The sequence below is a fragment of the Flavobacterium tistrianum genome (assembly GCF_003254545.1).
In the GTDB taxonomy this organism is placed as follows: Bacteria; Bacteroidota; Bacteroidia; order Flavobacteriales; family Flavobacteriaceae; genus Flavobacterium; species Flavobacterium tistrianum.
The window spans coordinates 177,983-203,138 of the sequence record NZ_QJRH01000071.1; the positions used below are offsets into that span (position 1 = coordinate 177,983).

23 protein-coding genes are annotated in these 25,156 nt (G+C 33.8%); 9 read left to right on the forward strand and 14 right to left on the reverse strand.

What is annotated here, in order from left to right; all coding sequences use genetic code 11:
• Positions 1 to 164: 164 nt before the first annotated feature.
• From DMB71_RS15830 to DMB71_RS15845, 4 genes are all read right to left on the reverse strand, one after another.
• On the reverse strand, positions 165 to 2,309 hold the full coding sequence (locus DMB71_RS15830) for a polyribonucleotide nucleotidyltransferase (RefSeq protein WP_111367722.1): 2,145 nt from the start codon (positions 2,307 to 2,309) through the stop codon (positions 165 to 167).
• A 178-nt stretch (positions 2,310 to 2,487) separates the two neighbouring features.
• Entirely contained in the window at positions 2,488 to 2,754 is a 267-nt protein-coding gene (gene rpsO, locus DMB71_RS15835) for a 30S ribosomal protein S15 (RefSeq protein WP_008466503.1), read from the reverse strand.
• Between the two features lie 176 nt (positions 2,755 to 2,930).
• Entirely contained in the window at positions 2,931 to 3,626 is a 696-nt protein-coding gene (locus tag DMB71_RS15840; protein ID WP_111367724.1) for a toxin-antitoxin system YwqK family antitoxin, read from the reverse strand.
• 33 nt (positions 3,627 to 3,659) lie between these two features.
• On the reverse strand, positions 3,660 to 4,115 hold the full coding sequence (locus tag DMB71_RS15845) for a GAF domain-containing protein (RefSeq protein WP_111367726.1): 456 nt from the start codon (positions 4,113 to 4,115) through the stop codon (positions 3,660 to 3,662).
• A 70-nt stretch (positions 4,116 to 4,185) separates the two neighbouring features.
• Here DMB71_RS15845 and xrtF point away from each other — a divergent pair, with 70 nt between their 5' ends.
• From xrtF to DMB71_RS15875, 6 genes are all read left to right on the forward strand, one after another.
• The gene (gene xrtF / locus DMB71_RS15850) at positions 4,186 to 4,722 is read left to right on the forward strand and encodes an exosortase family protein XrtF (RefSeq protein ID WP_111367728.1); all 537 of its coding nucleotides are present in this window, start codon (positions 4,186 to 4,188) and stop codon (positions 4,720 to 4,722) included.
• A complete protein-coding gene (locus DMB71_RS15855) occupies positions 4,712 to 5,158 on the forward strand; it encodes an exosortase F system-associated membrane protein (RefSeq protein ID WP_111368056.1) in 447 nt (148 codons plus the stop codon). Before xrtF ends, DMB71_RS15855 begins: the two co-directional genes overlap by 11 nt.
• A 46-nt stretch (positions 5,159 to 5,204) precedes the next feature.
• Positions 5,205 to 5,603 (forward strand): HYC_CC_PP family protein, encoded by a 399-nt coding sequence (locus tag DMB71_RS15860; RefSeq protein WP_111367730.1) that lies wholly within the window; start codon positions 5,205 to 5,207, stop codon positions 5,601 to 5,603.
• Positions 5,604 to 5,721: 118 nt separating this feature from the next.
• Positions 5,722 to 7,728 carry a TonB-dependent receptor plug domain-containing protein gene (locus tag DMB71_RS15865; RefSeq protein WP_111367732.1) on the forward strand — a complete coding sequence of 669 codons (2,007 nt, stop codon included), beginning with the start codon at positions 5,722 to 5,724 and terminating at the stop codon, positions 7,726 to 7,728.
• Positions 7,729 to 7,756: 28 nt separating this feature from the next.
• A complete protein-coding gene (locus DMB71_RS15870; RefSeq protein WP_111368058.1) occupies positions 7,757 to 8,098 on the forward strand; it encodes a heavy-metal-associated domain-containing protein in 342 nt (113 codons plus the stop codon).
• 133 nt (positions 8,099 to 8,231) lie between these two features.
• Positions 8,232 to 8,912, forward strand: a complete 681-nt coding sequence (locus DMB71_RS15875) for a DedA family protein (protein ID WP_111367734.1) — start codon at positions 8,232 to 8,234, stop codon at positions 8,910 to 8,912.
• Between the two features lie 243 nt (positions 8,913 to 9,155).
• Here DMB71_RS15875 and rodA read toward each other — a convergent pair whose 3' ends face one another.
• The 6 genes from rodA to purH all read right to left on the reverse strand — a co-directional run bounded on the left by rodA (position 9,156) and on the right by purH (position 16,423).
• Complete coding sequence (gene rodA, locus DMB71_RS15880) at positions 9,156 to 10,391, reverse strand: rod shape-determining protein RodA (protein WP_111367736.1); 1,236 nt, start codon at positions 10,389 to 10,391, stop codon at positions 9,156 to 9,158.
• Positions 10,392 to 10,406: 15 nt separating this feature from the next.
• On the reverse strand, positions 10,407 to 12,380 hold the full coding sequence (gene mrdA / locus DMB71_RS15885) for a penicillin-binding protein 2 (protein WP_111367738.1): 1,974 nt from the start codon (positions 12,378 to 12,380) through the stop codon (positions 10,407 to 10,409).
• Entirely contained in the window at positions 12,377 to 12,883 is a 507-nt protein-coding gene (locus DMB71_RS15890; protein ID WP_008466524.1) for a hypothetical protein, read from the reverse strand. The genes mrdA and DMB71_RS15890 overlap by 4 nt, the downstream gene beginning before the upstream one ends.
• A complete protein-coding gene (mreC, locus tag DMB71_RS15895; RefSeq protein ID WP_111367740.1) occupies positions 12,876 to 13,700 on the reverse strand; it encodes a rod shape-determining protein MreC in 825 nt (274 codons plus the stop codon). Before mreC ends, DMB71_RS15890 begins: the two co-directional genes overlap by 8 nt.
• A gap of 111 nt (positions 13,701 to 13,811) precedes the next feature.
• Positions 13,812 to 14,840, reverse strand: a complete 1,029-nt coding sequence (locus DMB71_RS15900) for a rod shape-determining protein (protein ID WP_008466528.1) — start codon at positions 14,838 to 14,840, stop codon at positions 13,812 to 13,814.
• Between the two features lie 56 nt (positions 14,841 to 14,896).
• Positions 14,897 to 16,423: a bifunctional phosphoribosylaminoimidazolecarboxamide formyltransferase/IMP cyclohydrolase gene (purH, locus tag DMB71_RS15905; protein WP_111367742.1), complete on the reverse strand. Its 1,527-nt coding sequence runs from the start codon at positions 16,421 to 16,423 to the stop codon at positions 14,897 to 14,899.
• Between the two features lie 165 nt (positions 16,424 to 16,588).
• Between purH and DMB71_RS15910 the strand changes: the two genes are divergently transcribed.
• Together DMB71_RS15910 and DMB71_RS15915 are read left to right on the forward strand one after the other, a co-directional pair.
• Positions 16,589 to 17,836 (forward strand): ABC transporter permease, encoded by a 1,248-nt coding sequence (locus DMB71_RS15910; RefSeq protein WP_111367744.1) that lies wholly within the window; start codon positions 16,589 to 16,591, stop codon positions 17,834 to 17,836.
• Positions 17,837 to 17,925: 89 nt separating this feature from the next.
• Positions 17,926 to 18,813: a cupin-like domain-containing protein gene (locus DMB71_RS15915; RefSeq protein WP_111367746.1), complete on the forward strand. Its 888-nt coding sequence runs from the start codon at positions 17,926 to 17,928 to the stop codon at positions 18,811 to 18,813.
• 204 nt (positions 18,814 to 19,017) lie between these two features.
• Here DMB71_RS15915 and accD read toward each other — a convergent pair whose 3' ends face one another.
• From accD to tamL, 3 genes are all read right to left on the reverse strand, one after another.
• Positions 19,018 to 19,872 carry an acetyl-CoA carboxylase, carboxyltransferase subunit beta gene (gene accD, locus DMB71_RS15920; RefSeq protein ID WP_111367748.1) on the reverse strand — a complete coding sequence of 285 codons (855 nt, stop codon included), beginning with the start codon at positions 19,870 to 19,872 and terminating at the stop codon, positions 19,018 to 19,020.
• 83 nt (positions 19,873 to 19,955) lie between these two features.
• Positions 19,956 to 21,023 carry a class II fructose-bisphosphate aldolase gene (gene fbaA / locus DMB71_RS15925; protein ID WP_008466540.1) on the reverse strand — a complete coding sequence of 356 codons (1,068 nt, stop codon included), beginning with the start codon at positions 21,021 to 21,023 and terminating at the stop codon, positions 19,956 to 19,958.
• Between the two features lie 61 nt (positions 21,024 to 21,084).
• Entirely contained in the window at positions 21,085 to 23,658 is a 2,574-nt protein-coding gene (gene tamL, locus DMB71_RS15930) for a translocation and assembly module lipoprotein TamL (RefSeq protein ID WP_111367750.1), read from the reverse strand.
• Between the two features lie 37 nt (positions 23,659 to 23,695).
• Between tamL and DMB71_RS15935 the strand changes: the two genes are divergently transcribed.
• On the forward strand, positions 23,696 to 24,424 hold the full coding sequence (locus tag DMB71_RS15935; protein ID WP_111367752.1) for an RNA methyltransferase: 729 nt from the start codon (positions 23,696 to 23,698) through the stop codon (positions 24,422 to 24,424).
• Positions 24,425 to 24,433: 9 nt separating this feature from the next.
• Here the strand turns inward: DMB71_RS15935 and porT are convergent, their stop codons facing one another.
• Positions 24,434 to 25,156 (reverse strand): type IX secretion/gliding motility protein PorT/SprT, encoded by a 723-nt coding sequence (porT, locus tag DMB71_RS15940; RefSeq protein ID WP_111367754.1) that lies wholly within the window; start codon positions 25,154 to 25,156, stop codon positions 24,434 to 24,436.

Below are 25,156 nucleotides of genomic sequence, written 5' to 3' on the forward strand. Positions count from 1 at the left end.
AGTATATTTTTTTAGCTAAAACTAGGCTTAGATATCACTTGTAGTTGTTTTTTATTTTTAATCATTAAATCTAAAAAAAATAATGTTTCTTTAAACTGAAAAACCCCAATTCGGTAAAGAATTGGGGTTTTCTATAAATAAACCTTTAGTAAACTAAGATCTGATTACTCTTTTTTCTCCTCACGTGGAGGTCTTGGAACAAGTGCTTTTTTAGACACTTTTTCTTTTTTAGTTTTAGGGTCAACTCCTAAGTATTTCACTTGGAAAACATCTCCCATTTTAACTACGTCAGCAACGTTTTCAGTACGTTCCCAAGCTAGCTCAGATACGTGAAGCAATACTTCGTTTCCAGGTGCAGCAGTGTATTCTACTACAGCTCCAAAATCAAGCATTTTAATTACTTTTACTTCGTAAGCTTCTCCAACTTGTGGTTTGAAAGTTAAAGCATCAATTTTAGCCAATACAGCTTTAATACCAGCAGGATCAGTCCCTAAGATTTCAACTACACCTTGCTCATCTACTTCGTTGATTACAATAGTAGTTCCTGTAGCTTTTTGTAATTCTTGAATTACTTTTCCTCCAGGTCCGATTAATGCTCCAATAAAGTTTCCAGGAATAGTTCTCGTGATGATTTTTGGTGCATGAGCTTTAACTTCTGCTCTTGGCGCTGCAATAGTTTCAGTTAATTTTCCTAAAATATGTAAACGTCCGTCACGAGCTTGTGCTAAAGCTTGTTCCATGATATCATAACGCAATCCTTCGATTTTGATATCCATTTGGCAAGCAGTAATACCATCAGCAGTTCCAGTTACCTTAAAGTCCATATCTCCTAAGTGATCTTCGTCTCCTAAGATATCAGACAATACAGCAAATTTCTCACCGTCAGTGATTAATCCCATAGCAATACCAGAAACTGGTTTTGTCATTTGAACTCCAGCATCCATAAGAGCCATTGTTCCAGCACAAACTGTTGCCATAGAAGAAGAACCGTTAGATTCTAATACTTCAGAAACCACACGGATTGTATAAGGACAATCTGCGGGAATCATATTTTTAAGAGCTCTTTGAGCTAAGTTACCGTGACCAACCTCTCTTCTTGAAGTTCCTCTTAATGGTTTTGCTTCACCAGTAGAGAAAGGAGGGAAGTTATAGTGTAAGTAGAATTTCTCTTCACCTTGCTCAGATGGAGAATCGATTTGGTTAGCTTCTTTAGAAGTTCCTAAAGTTACAGTAGCCAAAGCTTGAGTTTCTCCACGTGTAAATAAAGAAGATCCGTGTACAGATGGCAAATAATCAGTTTCACACCAGATTGGTCTGATCTCTGTAGTTTTTCTACCGTCTAAACGAATTCCTTTTTCAAGAATTACGTTACGAACAGCTTCTTTGTTTGTTTTGTAGAAGTATTTTCCAACTAAACCTGCAAGATCTGCGTTTTCAGCATATTCTTCTTCAGTGAATAAAGCTTTAGCCTCTTCTTTAACAGCTGCGAATTTTTCACCTCTTTCAGCTTTTCCTGAAGCTTCTTGCGCAATTGCATAGCATTTATCATAAGCAGCAGCTTTTACTTTAGCGTAAACAGCTTCGTCTTCAACTTCACCTTCGTAAGTTCTGTATTCTTGAGAGCTTAATTTTGCTCTTAATTTTTGTTGAGCAACAATTTGAACTTTAATTGCTTCGTGTGCAAATTTAATTGCCTCAACCATTTCAGCTTCTGAGATTTCTTTCATCTCACCTTCAACCATAGCAACAGAATCCATAGAAGCTCCAATCATCATATCGATATCAGATTTTTCTAATTCTTCTCTGCTTGGGTTGATTACTAATTTTCCGTCGATACGAGCAACACGTACTTCAGAAATTAAGTTGTAAAACGGAATGTCAGAAACAGCTAATGCTGCAGATGCTGCTAAACCAGCTAATGCATCTGGCATAACATTGTCATCGTGAGACATTAATTGAATCATAACCTGAGTTTCAGCATGGTAATCGTCTGGGAAAAGAGGACGTAAAACACGGTCAACTAATCTCATTGTTAATACCTCACTGTCGCTTGGTCTTGCTTCTCTTTTGAAAAATCCTCCTGGGAAACGTCCTGCAGCAGCAAATTTTTCACGGTAATCTACCGTTAATGGCAAAAAGTCAACACCTGGGTTAGATGTTCTTGCAGAAACTGCAGTTGCTAAAAGCATACAGTTTCCTAAACGTACAACAACTGAACCATCGGCTTGTTTTGCTAATTTACCAGTTTCGATTGAGATGCTTCTTCCATCTCCTAAATCGATAATTTCTTGTGAAACTTGTGGAATCATAAATTTTCCTTTTTGATTATACAATGGGTTTTAGTTGTGTTGTAGTTGTTGTTGTGTGTAGTTGTTGTTATCTAAAACCCAATGAAAAACCAAACTTTTTTTCTTGTAATATGCTTATTATAAACAGCTGTAATGTAAAAACAAAAAGAGGCACTCTCGCACCTCTTTTCTATATTGATTATTTTCTGATATTCAATACTTTGATAATCTCACGATATCTGTTGATATCTTTCTTTTTCAAGTAGTCCAACAAAGCTCTTCTTTTACCTACTAATAGTACAAGAGAACGCTCAGTGTTGTAATCGTGACGATTTTTTTTCAAGTGTTCAGTTAAGTGAGAAATTCTGTAAGTGAACAATGCGATTTGACCTTCTGCGCTTCCAGTGTTTGTTGCACCACCGTGTTGAGCGAAGATTTCTTCTTTCTTTTCTTTAGTTAAATACATTCCAATATTGTTTTAATGATTTTTATGTATGTCATACAACTTTTGTAAGACGGGTGCAAAATTAGATTAAAAAAACAAAAGAATCAAACAAAAATAAAAGAATCTTAAAATTAAGCATAAGAATTTTGTTTTTAAATATTTACAGTCGTTTTTTTCTCCTTAATTTATGCTCATTCCTATTTTGACTTCTCAACTTTTTTACCAGATTGCTTTTCGCTTAGAGAAGAATAAGAAAATTTGACATTGTCAGCATCTGTGCTTACTCCCGAAATTAAAACGCCTCGATTGTAATTGTCAACAAACGTAATCTTTCGTAAAATGTCAGTCCCTTCCCAGTAGCCTTGTTTCAATCCGTCTTTAATTGTTCCTTTTTGTGTAACAAATTGATCTCTTTCTTCATAATCTCCATTCCCGTCTGTTACGGTTTGATTTTTATTTTCATCCCAGCAATTAAGAATCAATGTCTGGAGTTTTTTTGTTTTTGGATTCCAATTGTTCTGTTTTTCACATTTTTTACCCTGATTTTCATACCAGCTAATCTCTTTGCCTGTTTTATGATCTTCAGAATAATTTATAACAGATTCTTTTGCGCCATTTTTATAATAGCAAATAAATTCTCCATCTTTTTTTAAAACATCTCGATCCAAAGTTGATCCTGTCATTTTCTTTCTTCCATTTTTGTAGAAATCAGTCACGACATAACGGATGCTTTTTTGAGAATAATTGGTAATTACTCTTGTGTAAGCATGGTTTTCGGGTGTGCATTCCCGATTTAACGAGTCTAAAAAGATTTTTTTAGACATCATGCTAATTTGCGCAGACAGATTAACTGAAATTATCAGAAGCAATAAGATGAAGATGTTTCTTTTCATTCAGTTCTATTTTTTATCTTAAAAATAGTTCTTCTAGAATAATTTAGCAACTTCTTGATTTACAAATTCTAAAAATCTTTCGTCAGCTTCTGTAAACGGATCAATAACATGGCTGTCAATATCAATTTGGCCAATATTTACTCCATTAACAAAAAGAGGTACTACAATTTCTGATTTAACAGTCAAACTGCAGGCAATATAATTGTCTTGCGCTTTAACGTCTGGTACGACAAAATTGGCATTGCTTTCGGCAACCTGACCGCAGATTCCTTTTCCAAACGGAATAACGGTATGGTCTGTTTCTGCACCAACGTAAGGTCCTAAGTGTAAAGTTTTAGCGTCGTGATTTGCAAAATAAAAGCCAACCCAGTTGTAATATTCTACGTTTTCGTTTAAAAGCTTGCAGACTGCTAATAATTTTTCGTCTCTATTTTTTTGATTGTCAGCAACAATACTGATTATCTGTGGTTGTAATTCTTGAAATGTCATGATATTAAATTTTATACAAAAGTATTTAAAGCTAAACTCAAAAAATATATAAATTTGAAAAAAAAATCTCTTGAAAAAATATTTAGTCCAGTTTAAGCCATTCCTGATTTTTATAAGCATTTTTTTTCTGACATATATTGTCTTTACACTGCTTTATAAATTTTATTTAAACAGTTATCAGGCAGAAGATCTTGATGCTATAACCATGATTTCTGGAAGAAATTCAGAACAATTGCTGAAGCTTTTTAATTACGATGTAATAATTCAGAAAAATTCACAAAATCCGTGGCAGGACATCATTTTAAATGGCAGATTTATAGCACACATAACCGAAGGCTGTAATGCAGTAAGTGTAATGATACTATTTGTATCGTTTGTAGCGGCTTTTTCTGGAAATTTAAAAAAGACGTTATTATTTATAATTTTTGGACTTATATCCATCTATATTCTAAATGTTATTAGGATTTCGCTTCTAATTGTGCTTGTATATCACTTTCCGCAATATACCCATTTTCTGCATGGAACTTTTTTTCCTCTGATGATTTACGGATATGTTTTTGTTTTATGGATTTTCTGGATTAATAGATTTTCAAAGTATGCTAAATAAATTAAAAGAGAATAAATTAAAAATCTTTGTTGCAATTGTTGTTGTCATAGGTTTTGCATTGATTAGAACGTTTGAAAGTAAATTGTTTTATGATCCTTTTCTGGTATATTTTAATGCCGATTTCCATTCAATACCGTATCCTCAAGTTGAAACCTTTAAGCTTTTTGCAGGGCTTTTTTTTCGTTATTTTCTAAATTCAGCTTTATCACTTTGGCTGATTTTTGTTTTGTTTCAGGATCGTGACATTTTAAAATTCAGTCTATTTGTATACGGCTTATTTTTAGTCTTGTTTTTGATAGCATTTTATATCATTCTCGAATATTTTCCAGACGGCAGCTGGCTTCTTTTTTATGTGCGTCGATTTTTGATTCAGCCCATTTTAGTGCTATTATTCATTCCTGGATTTTACTATCAGCTTCAAAAATCCAAAAAATAACATTTGTTTTAGTTTTTTATCGACAGTTTTTAAATAGCTTTGCAGTATGAATTTGAAAAAGTGTACAGGTCTATTTTTAGCGTTCCTTTTATTGGTTTCCAATATTGGGTTTGCTTTTGACGTACATTATTGTGGCGGAGAAATTGCTTCGGTTTCTTTAAAAACTACAGCAGAGCCTGTTATTGAAAAGAAATGTTGCGGTTCTAAAGAAAAAGAGAACTCTTGCTGTAAAGATAAGGTTGTTCACTTCGAAAAGAAATCAGACAACGCAACTATCAAATTTTTCTTTTTTCAATTTGCTTTCCCAGCTGTTGTACAAGATTACAAGCCTCTTGTCTTTTTAGAAATTCCAAGTTTTAAAAAGAAAGAAGTTCTTTCGTATTACGCTGACGCGAATGCGCCCCCCTTATTTAAATTATACCATCAGTATATTTTCTATTCCTGATTTTAATGTTAAGATGCACTGCAAGTCTTAATCAAGACTTTGTATTTACATTTTGATAGTTTTTGTTTTTGAAAAACATCAAAAATGTAATTCTATTTAAACATTAAAATCATTTTTTATGCAAAAAAATATAATGCTTTTTGCAATGATTTTGCTTTCTTTTTCTGCCTTTTCGCAAGAAGATCTGCAAGAAGTAAAAATCACTAAAAAGCAAAAAGGGATTAAAAAATCCTTCACAGTAACAGCCAATACATCTGTAATTACCAGTAAAGAACTGCTTAAAGCGGCCTGTTGTAATTTGGCTGAAAGTTTTGAGACCAATCCATCAATCGATGTTAATTTTTCTGATGCTTTAACGGGAACCAAGCAGATCAAAATGCTTGGGTTAACTAGCCCGTATTTAATGATTACAGAAGAAAATATTCCTTCTGTACGAGGAGCGTCTCAAGCGTATGGCTTATCCTTTACACCTGGGACTTGGATTGAAAGTGTTCAAATTACAAAAGGAGCGGGGAGTGTTATAAATGGTTACGAAAGTATTTCTGGCCAGATTAATACAGAACTTTTAAAGCCGTTAAATGATATTCCTTTCTTTCTGAATGCTTATGGTTCGACAGATTCTCGTTTTGAATTAAACACTCATTTCAATAAAAAACTTTCAGATAAATGGGCAACCAGCTTATTTGTTCACGGAAATGCACGTGTAGCAAAAAACGATATGAATAAAGATGGCTTTCTTGATAATCCGTTAGGAAAACAGATTAATGTTTTAAATCGTTATCAATATTACAATCCAGAAAGTGGTTTGGTGAGTTTTATCAATTTCAGATATATGAATGATAAAAAACAAACTGGAGAAGTTGATTTTGATAAAGATCGTGATCGTGGCACAACCAATTATTGGGGATCAGAAATTAATACTGAACGTTTTGATGTTTCTACAAAAATCGGATATGTATTTAAAGACATGCCATACCAAAGCATTGGTTTTCAAAATGCCTTTAACAGCCATAAGCAGGATTCTTATTATGGTTTAAATCAATACGACATCAAACAGAATAGCTTTTATTCTAACTTGATTTTCAATTCGATCATCAATAATACGATGCATAAATTTTCAACAGGTCTGAATTTTACTTACGATCAATATCAGGAATTTGTAAACCTGACAGACGTAAGCAGAATTGATAACTCAGTTGGTGCTTTCTTTGAATATACTTACGATAATACAGATAATTTCAGTTTGATTTTAGGTGGAAGGGTAGACAATCATAATCGATTAGGAGTTTTTGTTACGCCAAGGTTGCACATGAGATATAATCCTTGGAAAAATGGAGTCGTTCGTTTTTCTGCAGGAAGAGGAAAGCGTTCGGCTAATATCTTTGCGGAGAATCAACAGCTTTTTGCCAGCTCAAGAACTTTTTCAATTTTAGATTCAAACGGAAAGGTGTATGGATTAAACCCAGAAATTGCATGGAATTACGGAGTTAGTTTTTCTCAGAAATTCCGTATTTTCAACAGAAATGCCGATGCAGGTTTTGATCTTTACAGAACCGATTTCCAAAATCAGGCAGTTGTAGATGTGATGCAAAGTCCACAGCAAGTATTGTTTTATGATTTGAAAGGAAGTTCTTTTGCAAATAGTCTTCAGGTTGAGTTCAATTACGAATTGATTCACAATTTGAATTTAAGAACAGCTTACAAATATTATGACATTCAAACTGATTATTTGAGAGGAACATTCCAGCGTCCGCTTCAGGCGAAACATCGTTTCTTAGGAAATTTAGAATATGAAACAACAATGAATAACGACAAGCAATGGAGATTTGACTTTACCTATAATTGGTCAGGAAGACAGCAATTGCCTTATACGGCATCAAATCCTGTAGCAGATCAGTTTCCAGATTTTTCACCTGCTTATGCTGTAATGAATGCGCAAGTAACCCGAGTTTTTTCTCCAGTTTTTGAAGTGTATGTCGGAGGAGAAAATATTGGAAATTATAGGCAAGAAAAAGCAATTTTAGGAGCCAACGATCCTTTTGGACCTAATTTTGATGCATCAATTGCATACGCACCAATTTTTGGACAGATGTATTATGCAGGACTTAGATTTAAAATTAAATAACAATTTCAATAACAATAAATTAAAGACAATGAATAAAATAGTTTTAATCGCAATGATGATTTTTCTAGGATTTTCGGCTCAGGCTCAAACTAAGAAGAATAAAAATTTAAAATACACAACAGAAGTAAACGGTAACTGTGAACAATGCAAGAAGCGAATTGAAAAAGCAGCTTACGGTGTTCCAGGTGTAAAAACAGCAAGCTGGGATGTTAGTTCTCATCAGCTTTCAGTAATTCTAAACGAAGAGAAATGTTCTCCTGCAGATTTAAATAAAGCAATCGCAAAGGCAGGTCATGATACTAAGGAAGTTAAAGCAACAACTGAAGATTATGACAACCTTCACAGCTGTTGCAAGTATGTAAGAGAATAATAATTAAAGAGGCCCAAACAACTAGTTTGGGCTTTTTTTAATAGTTAATTTATGTTTAAAATACCGTATTTTATTGTGGTTAAGGTAAATTATTGTTACTTTCACGAACTATAAAAAATAACCAATCGCATTTATGAATAATTTTGAATGGACCCAGTTACTAAACCCTGAATTTTATATTACTTTAAGCGTCGGAGGTTTTCAAATTGGGTTGTTTATTGTTCTGTTTATAGTTTTTGCTGAGACAGGACTTTTTGCAGGCTTTTTTCTGCCTGGAGATAGTTTGCTTTTTTTAGCAGGTATTTATAGTCGTGATTTAATTGAAAATGTTGCCTATATTCCAAATGATTTTGTAAATGTGTTTCTGCTTGCTACAGCAGTTGCTATAATGGGAGTTTTAGGTAATATGACTGGTTATTGGTTTGGTGCAAAAAGCGGTTATTATTTATTTAAAAAAGAAGATACATTCTGGTTTAAGAAAAAGTACTTGCTTCAATCAAAAGACTTTTTTGAAAAATATGGAGGAAAAGCAATTATTTATGCGCGCTTCTTGCCAATTTTCAGAACGTTTGCTCCAATTGTTGCTGGAATCGTTTCGATGGACAGAAAGAAATTTATGTTTTATAACGTTTTGAGTTCTTTCCTTTGGTCATTTATATTAATTTTTGCAGGGCATTATTTATACGGCGTTTTCTTAAAACAAGGAATAGATTTAAAAAAACACATTGAATATATCATTATAATAATCATCATTATTTCAACATTCCCAGTTCTAGTGAAACTTTTGAAAAAGAGACCACACGAAGAGATATAATCAAATAAAGAATAATAAAAAAATCCGAAGCTAAAACTTCGGATTTTTTATGCTTGTTATTAAAACTTATTATCGACGTTTCTATTATGGGATTGTTTTTCTTAGTGATAATCTATAATAGAATAAAAAAGCTGTAATTAGTTTTTAAAACGTAATTACAGCTTTAGGTGAAATTATTTATAGTTTAATATATAGATATTCTAAATTGGAACTTGGGACTTAAAAATTGAAGGTTTTAATTCATTACCATTCATTCACTTTGTTAGCATCCATTTTAAGGAAAATAAATAGTAAAATAGTGAATCCCCAGAGTCCAGAACCTCCATATGAAAAGAAGGGCAGAGGAACCCCAATTGTTGGGAAAATTCCAATTACCATCGCAATGTTTACAAAGAAATGGATAAAGAGAATTGCGGCGACACAATAGCCGTAAACCCTACTGAATTTAGTTTTCTGTCTTTCTGCTAAATAAATAACTCTAAGAAGTAGACCTGTAAAAAGTAAAATCACTACTAATGAACCTGCAAATCCCCATTCTTCTCCAACAGTGGTAAAGATATAATCGGTGTGCTGTTCAGGTACAAATCCTCCTTTGGTTTGTGTTCCTTCAAGAAAACCTTTTCCTAGCCATCCTCCAGAACCAATAGCAATCTCAGATTGGTTGGTATTGTATCCAATACCTTTCATATCTACAGTTTTACCTAGTAAAATATTAAAACGGTCTCTGTGGTGTTGTTTAAAAACGTTATCAAATACATAATCAACAGAGAAAACGAATCCAGAAATTAAGACGAGTAAAATTCCGCTTAAGATGATGTTTCTGTCAACTACTCTACCTTTAAAGTGTATAATTGCTAACACGATAAAAGCCATTCCAATAACAGCGTACGGCTCTAAAACTAAAGTAAGAACGAAAAGAACAATGGTAATAAATGCTGTCCATACATACCAAGAAGGCAAGCCTTCTCTATATAAAACAAGAATAAATGCACTATAAATTAAAGCACTCCCAGGGTCTGGTTGTGGTAAAATTAATATTACAGGCAATAGCATAATAGCTAAAGCTTGAATTTGTCTATTGGTTTCTTTTAAGTTGATTTGCGTATCACTCAAATATTTGGCTAATGCGAGAGAGGTTGCTGCTTTCGCAAACTCAGAAGGCTGTAAAGTAAAACTCCCTATGGCGTACCAGCATCGCTGTCCTGCTATGGTTTTCCCGAAAAGGAATAATCCTGCAAGGGACAGTAAGGAAACTCCGAAGATGATACTCGCGTATTTTTCGTAAAATTTTCCGTCAACAAAAAGCACAACAAATATCAATGGAATAGTACAGCAGATAAAAATCAGCTGTTTTTGGTATGTTCCATCGGTAGATAATAAAGAAGACGAATAGATATTAAGCCAACCTAAAGTTACCAGCGCAATGTAGATAAAGACACTTATCCAATCAATATTATTTTTTACACTTTGATTTTTCATTTGAAATAATCTTTCTTAGTTTTCTTTAGTAGTGTCTACTGCTGTTTTTTTAACTTCAGTTTTTGGTGCCGTTGCGGATGGTGCTTTTGGCTTTATAATTTTTGCTTGTAAAATAGAATCTTTTGGTACAGATTCTATTTTAAGGGCATCACTTATTCCACCTACTTTAGCATATTCTGAAAGTAAGCTTTTGTTTAATACTCTTACTTCTAGGTCGGTTCTCGTAATTTTTTTTCTTAGATATTTCTCAATCATTAAACTCGCAATCGGACCTGCAACTGTTGCTCCAAAACCTCCGTTTTCAATCATAACCGCAATAGCAATTTTTGGATTGTCTTTTGGGGCAAAAGCAACAAATATAGAGTGGTCTTTAAGCTGTGTTCTCTTACCGTTTATTTTGGCAAAGTTCTCTGCAGTACCTGTTTTTCCACAAATGTCAATTCCTTCCACTCTAAGTGCATAAGCAGTACCTTTGTTATACACATCAAATAATCCGCTGATAACTGGTGGGAAATATTTTTGATCAATCGTAGTTACGTGTTTTGTAGTGAACTTTTCATCGATTTTTTCTCCCTCAATTTTTTTAATGATATGAGGAGTATAATAATATCCTTGATTTGCGACAGTCGCCATCATGTTTGCCAATTGGATTGGAGTCATCAAAACCTCTCCCTGACCAATTGCATTAGAGACAATCGTTGAGCTTCTCCATCCGCCATTAGGATAGATTCTTTTGTACGTTTTAGAAGTCGGAATATTTCCTCTTTTTCCAGTAGGCAAATCATATCCCATAAACTGACCTAAACCAAAACTTTTTATGTGACTGCTCCAAACATCAACAGCATGGCCTGGATCTTTATACTTGTTGATGGTAAGCATATAAGCTTGTCCAAAATAGGTGTTACAAGAATTGTAAATTCCGTTATGTAATTGATGCGGACCAAAACCGTGGCACTTCATAAAACGGCCTCCGCCATAACTAAATCCGTGATGACACATGAAAGTAGTTTGTTCATTTATAACACCTTCTTGAAGCGCCACTAAACCAGTCAGGATTTTGAATGGAGAACCTGGAGGATACTCTGCTAAAAGTCCTCTGTCATATAAAGGTTTTGCAATAGAATCGTGATATAAAAGAGTATAATTTTTAGATCTCTGACGTCCTACTAAAATACCTGGATCATAAGAAGGAGCTGTGACCAATGCTAGAATTTCTCCAGATTTTGGTTCAATAGCAACAATTCCTCCTCGCTTATTAATCATCAATTCTTCACCATATTTCTGAAGTTCAGAATCAATTGTTAAGTTGATATCTTCTCCAGCTACAGCAATAGTATCATATTTTCCTTCTTTATAAGGGCCAATTTCTCGATTGTATTTGTCTTTTTGAATGTATTTTACACCTTTTATACCGCGTAAAATCTCTTCATAGCTTTCTTCTACACCTTGTTTTCCAATTAAATCTCCGCTGTTATAGTAGGGATTTTTGGCAATTTGTTTTTCGTTTACCTGAGTAATAAAACCAAATATGTTGGCGCCGTAATCAACTTCATAATCACGAAGAGAACGTTTTTGGAAATAGAAACCTTCATATTTTCTGATTTTCTCCTGAAAAGCAGCAAATTCGTTTTTATTCAGCTGAGATAAAAATACAGACGGAAGCCTTGGGCTATATACTTTTGCTTTTTCAATACGCTTTTGGTATTCCTCTTGGGTAATATTCAGAAGAGCACAAAATTCGGCAATATTTAAGTCTTTTTTTATGTCTCTTGGAATAACCATGATATCATAAGAAGCCTGATTCGCAACGAGAAGTTTTCCGTTACGATCATAAATATAACCTCTTTCTGGGTAGTCATATACTTTTTTTATCGCATTATTTTCCGATTTCAGTTTAAAGGAATCATCAATAATCTGCAGGTAAAAAATCCTAATCACTAGCAAAGACGCTGCTATAATAATTATAGTGGGCAGCAAGACTTTTCTCATCGTTTATTGGGCTTAATAAGATAAATTATTATTATTGAGGTGATTATAGTAAAGATAGAACTAAATAAGGTTCGAAGCAAAATGTCCCAGATAAATTTGAATTGAAATGCTTCTAAAACAAATAATACAATATGATGCATTAAAACCGAAACCAATATAAATGAAAATCGCTCTGGTGTTAAAGATTCATTCAGTTTAATGGTTTGATACTCATAACTTAAGCCAAATGAAAATTTAAAAATATAAGGCCTGTAATAGGCTAAAATAACACACGCAGTAGCATGTATCCCGCCAGAATTACAGAACATATCCATGATTAGTCCTAAGAAAAAGCTTGAGATGATTAATCCAGCTTTATTGCTGTTTACTGGGTAAAGAATGATATACAAGATATACGGAAACGGACTTATATATCCTAAGAAATTCATATTGTTGAAAATAACAATCTGAATTGCCAGCAACATAATAAATCGAAAAATATTGACTAACAGAGCGCTATTCATTTTTTTCTTTGTTTTCTAAATTAATAAGTTCCTCTCTGTCTTTGCTCTTGATAATATAAACGTGCCCTAAGTTCGTCATGTCATTAAATAGTTTAACTTTTATGACATAAAAACTTGTTTGGGTCTCTTTGTAAATTGTTTCAACAGTTCCAATGTTGATTCCTTCAGGAAAAATAACAGATTGTCCTCCTGTTACAATTGTATCTCCTTTTTTAACTGAAGCTAACCTCGGAACATCTCTTAACTGTACAAATCCAGTGCTTTTTCCATCCCATGTCAAAGAACCAAAATGATTTGATTTTTTTAACTTGGCATTAATTTGAGATTTCATATTCAAAATGCTCACTACGGTAGAATATCGTGGTGATGTATCGTCTATAATACCAACAATTCCTAAACTGTTTATTACTCCCATATCTGGTTTTACGCCATCATTTGACCCGGAATTTAAAGTAAGAAAGTTTTCGTGTGTGCTGTATGTATTATGAATTACTTTTGATACAATGATATCAGCAGGTTTTACCCCTTTAATGGTATCAGGTAAAGGTAATTTTGATGTGTCTTCTTTGTTGAATAAAAGACTTTTTAATCTTGCGTTCTCAAGTACAAGTTCGTCGTTTTCAGCTCTTAAATTCATGTATTCATTAACACGATTGATTTTTTCATAAACACCTCCGCTTAAGAAATTGGCAGAACTGATTATTTTGCTTCTGTGGTAAGAATGAGATTGAATCGTGAGTCCTAACGAAATACCTAAAAGCAGCAAAAACAGCAATCGATTACTGTTTCTTATAAGGAAATTAAATATTTGCTGCATTTCTTGTCTGGTTATTTTGTTTCAGGATATGCTTAAAGGTTTCAGTTTTTACAAGGGTCAAACAATATAAATTTGACCCTTATAAAAGTAAATTGATTATTATTTTGAATCTTATTTGATTAAGATACTTTTGAATTTTGCAATGTTTTTAAGAGCCATTCCTGTACCGCGAACAACAGCTCTCAAAGGATCTTCAGCAATATAAACTGGTAAATCTGTTTTTTGAGAGATACGTTTGTCAAGACCTCTTAACATAGATCCTCCACCAGCTAAATAGATACCAGTGTTGTAGATGTCTGCTGCTAACTCAGGTGGAGTCTGAGATAATGTTTCCATTACCGCATCTTCAATACGCTGAATAGATTTGTCTAATGCTTTTGCAATTTCACGGTAAGAAACATCTACTTGTTTTGGTTTACCAGTAAGCAAATCTCTACCTTGAACTGACATATCTTCTGGCGGACCGTCTAAATCTTCGATCGCCGCTCCAATTTGAATTTTAATTTTTTCAGCAGTACTTTCTCCAACAAAAAGGTTATGTTGTGTACGCATGTAATACACGATATCGTTTGTGAAAACGTCACCTGCAATTTTAACAGATTTGTCGCAAACAATTCCGCCCAAAGCGATAACAGCAATTTCTGTTGTACCACCTCCGATATCGACAATCATGTTTCCTTTTGGTTGCATAATATCAATACCAATACCAATTGCCGCCGCCATTGGTTCATGAATCAAGTAAACTTCTTTTCCGTTTACTCTCTCACAAGATTCCTTCACCGCTCTCATCTCCACTTCAGTAATACCAGAAGGAATACATACAACCATACGTAAAGCTGGAGTAAACATTCTTTTTTTCAATGCAGGAATACTTTTAATGAACATATTGATCATTTTTTCCGAAGCATCAAAATCAGCGATTACACCATCTTTCAAAGGCCTTATAGTTTTGATGTTTTCATGTGTTTTACCTTGCATCATATTGGCTTCCTTACCAACAGCAATGATTTTGCCTGATACTCTATCACGTGCAACGATAGATGGACTATCAATGACAACTTTATCATTATGAATGATTAAAGTGTTTGCGGTTCCAAGGTCTATCGCAATATCCTCGGTCATGAAATCAAAAAATCCCATAAGTTTTTTAGGGGTTTAAAATGTTATAAATTATTTATCGAACAAAGTTAAACAAATTAATGTTTAAAATGACGAGTTCCTGTAAATACCATTGCAAGATTATTTTCATTGCAATAATTTATACTTAATTCGTCTTTTATCGAACCTCCTGGCTGAATTACAGCAGTTATTCCTGCTTTTTTGGCTAATTCTACACAATCCGGAAATGGAAAAAATGCATCACTTGCCATCGAAGCTCCATTTAAATCAAATCCAAAAGCTTTTGCTTTGTCAACTGCTTGAATTAAAGCGTCGACTCTTGAAGTCTGACCTGTCCCTGATGAAATCAATGTTCCGTTTTTAGCAAATACAATAGTGTTTGATTTTGTATTCTTGCAAATTTTAGAAGCAAAGATCAAATCTTCGATCTCTTGAGCAGTAGGTTCTGTAATGGTAACGGTTTTTAAATGCTCTTTATTATCCGTAATATTATTTCTGTCCTGAATTAACAATCCGTTAAGACAAGTTCTTACTTGACGAGCTGGTAATTCAACGTCGTTTTGTACTAATATGATTCTGTTTTTCTTCTCTTGTAAAACTGTGACAGCCTCATCATCATAAGCTGGAGCGATTACAACTTCGCAGAATAATTTGTTGATTTCCTGTGCAGTTTCTAAATCAATTTTAGTGTTAGAAATTAACACTCCTCCAAAAGCTGAAGTTGGATCACAAGCTAAAGCTGCTAAATAAGCTTCACTGATTGTTTTTCTTGAAGCCAATCCGCAAGCATTGTTGTGTTTTAAAATCGCGAATGTTGGTCCGTCAGTTTTAAACTCAGCAATTAAATTTACTGCAGCATCAACATCTAGCAAGTTGTTGTATGACAATTCTTTTCCGTGAAGTTTTTTGAACATTGCGTCAAAATCTCCAAAGAAAAATCCTTTTTGGTGAGGGTTTTCACCATATCTTAAAATTTGACCGTTTGCAATGCTTTCTTTGTAAATGGTCTCATCTGTGTTGAAATAATTAAAAATAGCTCCATCGTAGTGAGATGAAACGTGGAATGCTTTAGTAGCAAACAATCTTCTGTTTTCAAGAGTTGTTGCTCCGTCTTGCTCCGTAATCAAGTCCAAAAGTAAGCTGTACTCGTTAACAGAAGCTACAATTACAGTGTCTTTGAAATTTTTTGCACCAGCACGAATTAATGAAATACCACCGATATCAATTTTTTCAATAATATCTTGTTCGCTTGCTCCAGAAGCAACTGTTTTTTCAAAAGGATATAAATCAACAATTACCAAATCAATCTGAGGAATGTCAAATTCCTTCATTTGCTGAACATCGCTTTCATTGTCTTGACGATTCAAAATTCCTCCGAAGATTTTTGGGTGTAAAGTTTTAACTCTTCCGCCAAGAATTTCAGGGAAAGAAGTAATATCTTCAACAGGAACTACTGGAATGCCAAGGTTTTTGATAAAATCTTCAGTTCCTCCAGTTGAATAAAGCGTTACATTTTGTTCGTGTAATTTCCTAACAATTGGTTCTAATCCATCTTTAGAAAAAACAGAAATTAATGCCGATTGTATTTTTTTAGTTGTGCTCATTGTGTAGTTATGATTTTGAGACTGCAAAAGTAGTTTTTTTATATATTATATTAAAAAAAATTAGTGTAACAAAATGCTAAAAAATTCTACTGATGAGTAAGTTAACTTTTATTAGGTTTTTGAATTTAAATTATTGAATTTTACTTTATTGAAAAATACAAAAATATGATCGTTTATCTAAGATTATTAAAAGAAAGTTTGAGTTTTGCCATCAATGCTTTGCGAAATAATAAATTACGTACTTTATTGTCGCTCTTAGGTGTTACGATTGGTATTTTTTCAATTATCGCTGTTTTGGCCGCTGTTGACTCCTTAGATAAAAAAATCTCTAAAGATTTGAGTAGCTTAGATAAAAATACAATTTATTTAATGAAATATTGCTTTGGGCCGTCTGAAATTCCACAATGGAAGAGAGAGCAGTTTCCAAATGTAAAATATGACGAGTACGTTGGCCTGAAAAACTCGATGAATAATACCGATCAAGTCGCGTACCAGCTTTTTGTAAACAGAGAAAGTTTAAAATACGATTCTAAAACTGTCAGCGATGTAAATATTATTCCAGCATCAAGCGAAATGGTTGATATCGACGGACTGAGTTTTGATAAAGGAAGATTTTATAACGAATCTGAATCTAACTCTGGAACTGCTGTTATTGTTCTAGGATATGATATCGCAGATGGACTTTTCGGTTCAAGCGATCCAATTGGAAAAAGTATTCGTTTATACGGACAGCGTTTTACCGTAATTGGCGTAATTGCAAAACAAGGAGCAGGATTTTTTGGAGACAGCAATGATACTTCTGTTTATCTTCCAGCAAATTTTTTAAGAAGAATGTACGGAGATAGCGATTCTATGACTCCAGTTATTGTATTAAAGCCAGTGAAAGGTGTCGATATGGATGCCTATAAAGCAGAAATCGCACAAAAACTGCGAGCAATCCGCGGAATGAAAGCGGGGGAAATGGATAATTTCTTTATTAATGTCCTTTCTGGATTTACTGATTTTATTGATGGAATTTTAGGCCAGATGAATTTTGTGGGCTGGATCATTAGCGGTTTTTCTCTTTTGGTTGGAGGTTTCGGAATCGCGAATATTATGTTTGTTTCGGTAAAAGAAAGAACAAATCTTATCGGGATTCAAAAATCATTGGGAGCTAAGAATAAATTTATCTTATTCCAATTTTTGTTCGAAGCTATTATTTTGTCGGTTATTGGTGGAATCATTGGCTTACTAATGGTTTGGGGAATTGCTTTGGCTCTAACAAAATTGCTAGATTTTGAATTTGTTTTAAGTCTTGGAAATATAATTTTAGGAACAAGTCTGGCGGCTTTTATTGGGTTAATTTCTGGTATCCTGCCAGCAGTTTCGGCAGCAAATTTAGATCCCGTTGAGGCTATTCGAACAGGAATGTAATATTGTTTTTGTGTTATTTTACTGTAAATTTTGATGGCTCGAAATAATTAGATATTTTTGATAGACCAAGAACATAAATTGCTAAATATATGAGCTTTAACCTTAGATCTGTCGATACTGTTGAGTCTATTTCTAGAGAAGATTTCAAAAAGAATTATTTAGACAAAAGAAAACCTTTAATTATAAAAGGACTTACTAAGGATTGGCCAGCAAGAGAAAAGTGGTCAACGGAGTATTTCAAGCAGATTGCTGGAGATATAGAGGTTAAACTTGTAGATAACTCAAAAGCAGATCCAGCAAAAGTGATTAACGCTTCTATAGCAAGTATGAAATTTGGAGAATATCTGGATTTGATAAAACGCGAGCCAACACAATTGCGTATTTTTTTCTTTAATCTTTTTAAACACAGACCCGAATTAATTGATGATGTAAAGGTTCCCAAAGAATTAATGGGAGGTTTTATAGAAAGTATGCCTGCCATGTTTTTTGGTGGTTCAAAAGCGATTACTTTTTTGCATTATGATATCGATTTACCGCATCTTTTCCATACTCATTTTGGAGGAAGAAAACATATCATATTATTTGATAACAAATGGAAAAAAAGATTGTATTGTCTTCCAAATACCACTTACGCCTTAGAAGATTACGATGTCGCTAATCCCGATTTTGAAAAATTCCCTGCTTTAAAAGGAGTAGAAGGTTATGAAGTTTTCTTGGAACATGGCGATACATTATTCATGCCAACAGGAATGTGGCATTGGATGCGTTATATAGATGGTTCTTTTTCGCTTACACTTCGCGCATGGGATCAATCTGTTTCTCGTAAAATAGCTAGCGTTTGGAGCTTATTTATGCACGGTGCAGTTGACAGCGGTATAAAAGTGATTTTTAGGGAGCGTTATGCTGTTTGGCGCGAAAAACGAGCTTTTGTAATTGCTGAAAAAGAATTAAAAAAGGATTTGAGAAAGGCGAGTTAAGAATGGAATTTTCACATGTCTTCCTGCAAGGTTTTTAAAACCTTGTAGGTTTAGCTTAAGATTTTAATTCGAAAAAACGCAAAGTATAATATACCTACAAGGTTTTAAAAACCTTGCAGTAAGCTCAGCTGTACTTACATGGTTTAAAGCAAAAAAATCCCAAGAAGCAATTTTCTTGGGATTTCTCTTTTAGTAGTTTTAAAACTATCTAATATCATTATTTTGAATCAAATCGATATATAAGTTAATCTTATCTTTCAATTCTTTTCTTGGCGTGATAAAGTCTAAGAAACCGTGCTCTAACAAGAACTCAGCAGTTTGGAAACCTTCTGGTAAATCTTTTCCTGTAGTATCGCGAACCACACGTGGACCAGCAAAACCAATCAAAGCGCCTGGTTCAGAAATATTGATGTCTCCTAACATTGCGTAAGATGCAGTTGTTCCTCCAGTTGTTGGATCTGTACAAAGAGAGATGTAAGGTAGTTTAGCTTCAGCTAATTGAGCTAGTTTTACAGAAGTTTTTGCTAATTGCATTAAAGAATAAGCAGCTTCCATCATACGAGCTCCACCAGATTTAGAAATCATTACAAAAGGAAGTTTGTTTTTAATAGCATGATCAATACCTCTCGCGATTTTTTCACCTACAACAGCTCCCATAGATCCACCAATGAACGCAAAATCCATACAGCAAATTACAAGTTCTCTTCCTTTAGATTTTCCAACTCCCGTACGTACAGCGTCTTTAAGATGAGTTTTTTCCATTACATCTTTCAATCGGTCTGCATATTTTTTTGTATCTACAAAATGCAGAGGATCTTTAGAAGTCATGTTTTTATCTAACTCAACAAATTCATTGTTGTCGAATAAAATTTCAAAATAGGTTGCGCTTCCAATTCGAACGTGAAAATCATCTTCAGGGCTAACGAACAAATTTCTCGCCAATTCGTCAGCATCAATAATTTTTCCAGTAGGAGATTTGTACCACAATCCTTTCGGAACGTCCATCTTATCTTCAGTAGCGGTCGTAATCCCTTTTTCTTGTCTTTTAAACCAAGCCATATTGAATGTTTTATTTGTTTTAGGTTTCAAGTTTCAAGTTGCTGGAACCTGAAACTTGAAACGTTAAACTTGAAACTTTTTTATTATAATGTATTCACGTTATTTAAATCAGCAAAAGCTTGTTCAAGTCTCGCGTTGAATGTCACTTCGCTTTCACGAACCCATTTTCTTGGATCGTAGTATTTCTTGTTTGGAGCATCTGGACCTTCTGGGTTACCAATTTGAGTTTTTAAGTACTCAATGTTGTTTACCATATAATCACGGATTCCTTCAGTGTATGCAAATTGTAAATCTGTATCAATGTTCATTTTGATAACTCCGTAACCAATAGCTTCTCTAATTTCTTCAAGTGTAGAACCTGAACCTCCGTGGAAAACGAAATCAACTGGATTGTGTCCTGTGTTGAATTTGCTTTGTACGAAATCTTGAGAATTTTTTAAGATTTTTGGAGTTAATTTTACGTTTCCTGGTTTGTAAACACCGTGAACGTTTCCAAAAGCAGCAGCAATTGTAAATTTAGGGCTCACTTTAGATAATTCTTCGTAAGCGTAAGCTACTTCTTCTGGTTGAGTATATAATTTTGAGCTATCTACATCTGAGTTGTCAACGCCATCTTCTTCACCACCTGTAATACCAAGTTCGATTTCTAATGTCATTCCCATTTTGCTCATTCTAGCTAAGTATTCTTTGCAGATTTCGATGTTCTCTTCGATTGGCTCCTCAGACAAATCGATCATGTGAGAACTGAATAATGGTTTTCCTGTTTCTGCGAAATGTTTTTCAGAAGCATCTAATAAACCATCGATCCAAGGTAAAAGTTTTTTTGCACAGTGGTCAGTGTGTAAGATTACAGTTGCACCGTAAGCTTCTGCCAAAGTATGAATATGTTTTGCTCCTGCGATTCCTCCTGCGATTGCTGCTTTTTCACCTGCATTTGATAATCCTTTTCCAGCGTTGAATTGAGCTCCACCGTTAGAAAATTGAATGATAACTGGCGCGTTTAGTTTTGCTGCAGTTTCAAGAACTCCATTAATTGTGCTAGATCCAGTAACGTTTACTGCTGGAAGAGCAAAACCCTTCTCTTTCGCATAATTAAAGATCTCTTGTACTTGATCTCCTGTAGCTACTCCTGGTTTAATGTTGTGTGCCATTTTAATTTTTTTTTATAGTTGTTTTTAGTTTTTAGGTTGCAAAAATAAGAATTAATTAGCATTAGAATGGATAATTTATACCAAAATTTAAAACCGAGTGTCCAAAATTGTATTCTTTAAACCATCTGTCTCCCTTCTCATGTGCTGGATTATAAGTCTTAAAGCCTAAATCTAAACGAATCACAAAAAAGCTTAAATCGTATCTTAAACCGAATCCTGTACCTAAAGCAATTTCAGCTAAATCGTTTAAGTTGTCGAATCTTGCTTTCGGATCTATCACATTATCGAGTACATTCCAGATATTTCCTGCGTCTGCAAAGAATGCTCCTTTCACATCTCCAAAAACTTTGAAACGAAATTCGGCACTTGCTGCAATTTTCATATTCGCCTCATTAAAGTCGTTTACAGCGTTGGTGCTTCCAGGTCCTAAAGCGTAAGGCTGCCAAGCACGGTTATCATTGGAACCTCCGCCATAATAACTTCGCGAAAACGGAATGTAATTTGAATTTCCAAACGGAATAGCAATTCCAAAGAAGCTTCTCACTGCCAGAACTTTCTCTTTTCCAAAATCCCAGTGTTTGATATAATCAAATTCGGTTTTTATATATTCGGAATATTCCAGATTGAAAATCTCGTAATTGCCTTTTGCATTTTTTTGAAGATTTCCAACTTCAGAAATTAATGATAATAATGTTCCAGCAGACTCAATTTTGGTTCTGAATTGATAGAAATTGTTATCTGCCAGATCTTTTTTGGTTGTTTTAGTGAAAGAAAAACTTGTCGCAAGGATAAAATCATTTTCGGTCAAACGAACTCTTCTTTCCTCAATGCTTTCAACTTCTTGATATTGCGAACTTCCTGGAGTTAAGGCTGTTTTTCCATTTAATACGTCATTTGTAAATCCAGTTGTTCCTTTTGGTATAGTAAGATCTTTTCTCGCTTGTTCCTCTGTTGTGGTTCCCCAGTTGAGAGGGTCAACATTGTAATCTTTTCCAATAAAATTCAAATCATCATAAGATGAAGTATATACATTAAAATAATTGTCAGGATTTAAATTGCGGACAAACTGTGCGTTTAACAATTCGAACTTAGCTGTGTTATGACGTTTTGGTGTCCAGTTGTATGAGATACCTCCTGTAAAGTTTTCTTTGTCCAAACCAATATTTCGCTGTTTTGAAAAACCAGAAGTAATAGAGGTGTAGGGAATCATACTTTTTGGGATAATTTTTTCAGTTCCAAACGGGAGTAGAATTCTCGGAAAGTTCAGTTTCATATCCAAACCATATTCAGAAACATTGAAGAAATTATTGTTTGGGTTGGCCATATCTCTAGAAGATCCTATGTTTAAACGAGCAGAAATTTCAAGAGTCTCTGCACGGTTAAATACATTACGAATAGTTTCAGAAACACTGGCTCCAATTCCAAAATCCTGAATGTTGGAATGCGTTAAGTCAAGCGTTGCTCCAAAACTGTATTTCTTTCTAGGAGTTAAATAAACATTGGCAATAAGAGATTGCGCTGTAGAATCTCTTTTGTCTACCTCATATTGGATTGAAGGATAGTTGAAAATCCTTAAATTATTTAAATATCGAGACGAAAGAGTCGTTCTGAAATCGGCAAAAGTGCTTCCTTTTGTAATGAAAATAGCATCGGTGATCGCGCGTGGCCTGTACTTTAATGTTTTATAGCTGTATAGATTAAAGTTGTTATATGTTACACTGTCTGTTGGTTTTTTCTTGGCATTGGCAGCAGAATAATCTGTGTAAATATTTACATCGCTAATTTTATACAATTTAAAAGGCTCTGTACGGCTAGAATCTTTTTCTTGAATCGTATTGTTGTTTATTATCAAAGTTACATCGGCTTTTGCTTTTTTGCCAATGGTATCAATGTCAAAAGTTACATAAGTTGGCTGAAAGTAATAAGCGCCATGATTTCTAAAATAGGTTGTGATACGATTTTTTTCTTCTTCAAAATCTGTGGTTTTGTATTGATTTCCAGATTTTAATAAAGAAGGTTCATTATTAGTTCTGTATAATGAGTCCAGTGCAGGAGTCATTATTTTTGTTTTTATTGTATCTAACTTGTAAGCTGGTCCAGTAGTGATATTATAATTAATTGCAGCTCTCTTTTTTCCGACGGTATCAATTGTATAATCGGTTTGTACATTAAAATAACCACTGTTGAAATAATAGTATTTTAAACGTAATAAGGTTTTTCTAGTTTTTGAAGTGTCTATTATTACTGGTGGTTCACCTGTGTTTTTTAGAAATTCATGAATTCCTTTATAGTAAAAAGACTGGCCAAGACGGTCTACTTGTTTTGCAGAGAATATTTTAGACATACGCTCATACTTTCCAGGATTGTTTTTAAATTTTGCCTGATAAGTAGAATCGGGATTTAAATTGGCTAAATTGTATAAATTTAATCGAAGCTTATAACCTAATAAATTACCATTAGGTTTTTGGTACATTTGGTTAGAAGCAGTTTCGTCATTTGTAGATTTTCCGTTAACAAGAATATTATTTTTCACGAGAAGATTTTTTCCATCGGGAACTCTTTTTACGGCATTACAAGCGCAAATTAATATTGCAATTAGAAGAAATGCTATTATTTTTGTGGAATTATTTTTCAAGTGTTATTTAATATTTAATTCAAAAGTACATTATTTTATGGTTAGTAAAAACCAAATAAAACTAATATCAGGCTTGCATCAAAAAAAGCAGCGTTTTGCTAATCAATTATTTTTTGCTGAGGGAGTAAAAGTAATTCAAGAATTGCTGCAATCCAATTTTGAATTAGAACATTTATACACTACATTGAATGATTTTCAAACAGTTCATACGTCAAAACGCACTCTTATTAATGAACAAGAACTGAAAAAAATAAGTGCTTTGTCGACTCCAAATTCTTGTTTGGCAGTTTTTAAAATTCCAGCCGAAAAAGAAATAATCAATTCGGGCTTGATTTTAGCCTTAGACGATATTAGAGACCCAGGAAATCTAGGCACTATTTTGCGTCTATGCGATTGGTTTGGTATTAAGCAGATTGTCTGTTCTAAAGAAACAGTGGATATTTATAATCCGAAAGTGGTACAAGCTACAATGGGGTCTATTGCCAGAGTAAATGTAAGTTATGTTGATTTAAAACTTTTTCTTGCTCAAACTAAACTGCCAGTTTTTGGAACCTTTATGGACGGCGAAAATATTTACCAATCAAAACTGCCTCAGGATGGAATCATTATTATGGGTAATGAAGCCAACGGAATTTCAGAAGAGATTGAAAAAATCGTAACCAGCCGTCTCACAATTCCTAGATTTGGAGAGCTTCAAAAAACCGAAAGTTTAAATGTAGCTACCGCAACAGCAATTATTCTTAGTGAATTTAAACGAAATAGTTGATACTTTGTTTTAATGGAAAGTGAAATTTATTAAAATCGCTCTCGATTTCATTGAATCGATGTTGTCGGTATAAGGGCTAACAGGATGCTCTGGCGTTACGTTATCACGAATTAATTCATCTGTAATACCAAACATACCTCTAACAGAAGGAGAAAAGATAAAATATTCGGTAAAGATATCAATTCCTAAACCTAATTCGTAAGCAGCGGTCCATTGTTTTACTCTGAACTTTTGCTGCCAGTTATCGTCTTTAGATTTGGCGTTACTAGATAAATTTAAAGTTGTAGACATACCGCCAACCAAGTATGGGCGTATGTTTCCTGTACGCTTGGCAGAAAATTTCAGTAACAAAGGAAAGTGAATATAAGTACTGTTTACTTCTCTTAAATAATCACTTTCTTTGTTGCTTATGCCTGGGAAATAAAGATCACGCTTAGTGTAATACAAACCTGGTTCAAAACGCAGATTGATATATTCCTGAAGTCTTAAATCGGCCACAACACCCACATTAAAACCAGTTGTTTTTTTAACTTGAATATCTTCCTTTACAGGAGTTTTGTAATCAAACTTAAAGTCAAAACTATTAAAACCTAAATAATAGCCAAAGTAAATACGTTGCTTTTGCCAGTTTTCAAGATTAATAATAGGATCTTTGCTAAACATGTTTTTAGCAAATTGCGAATGTCCTTTTGTCGTTAAGACCAATAAAAATAAGATTACAACTTTTTTCAT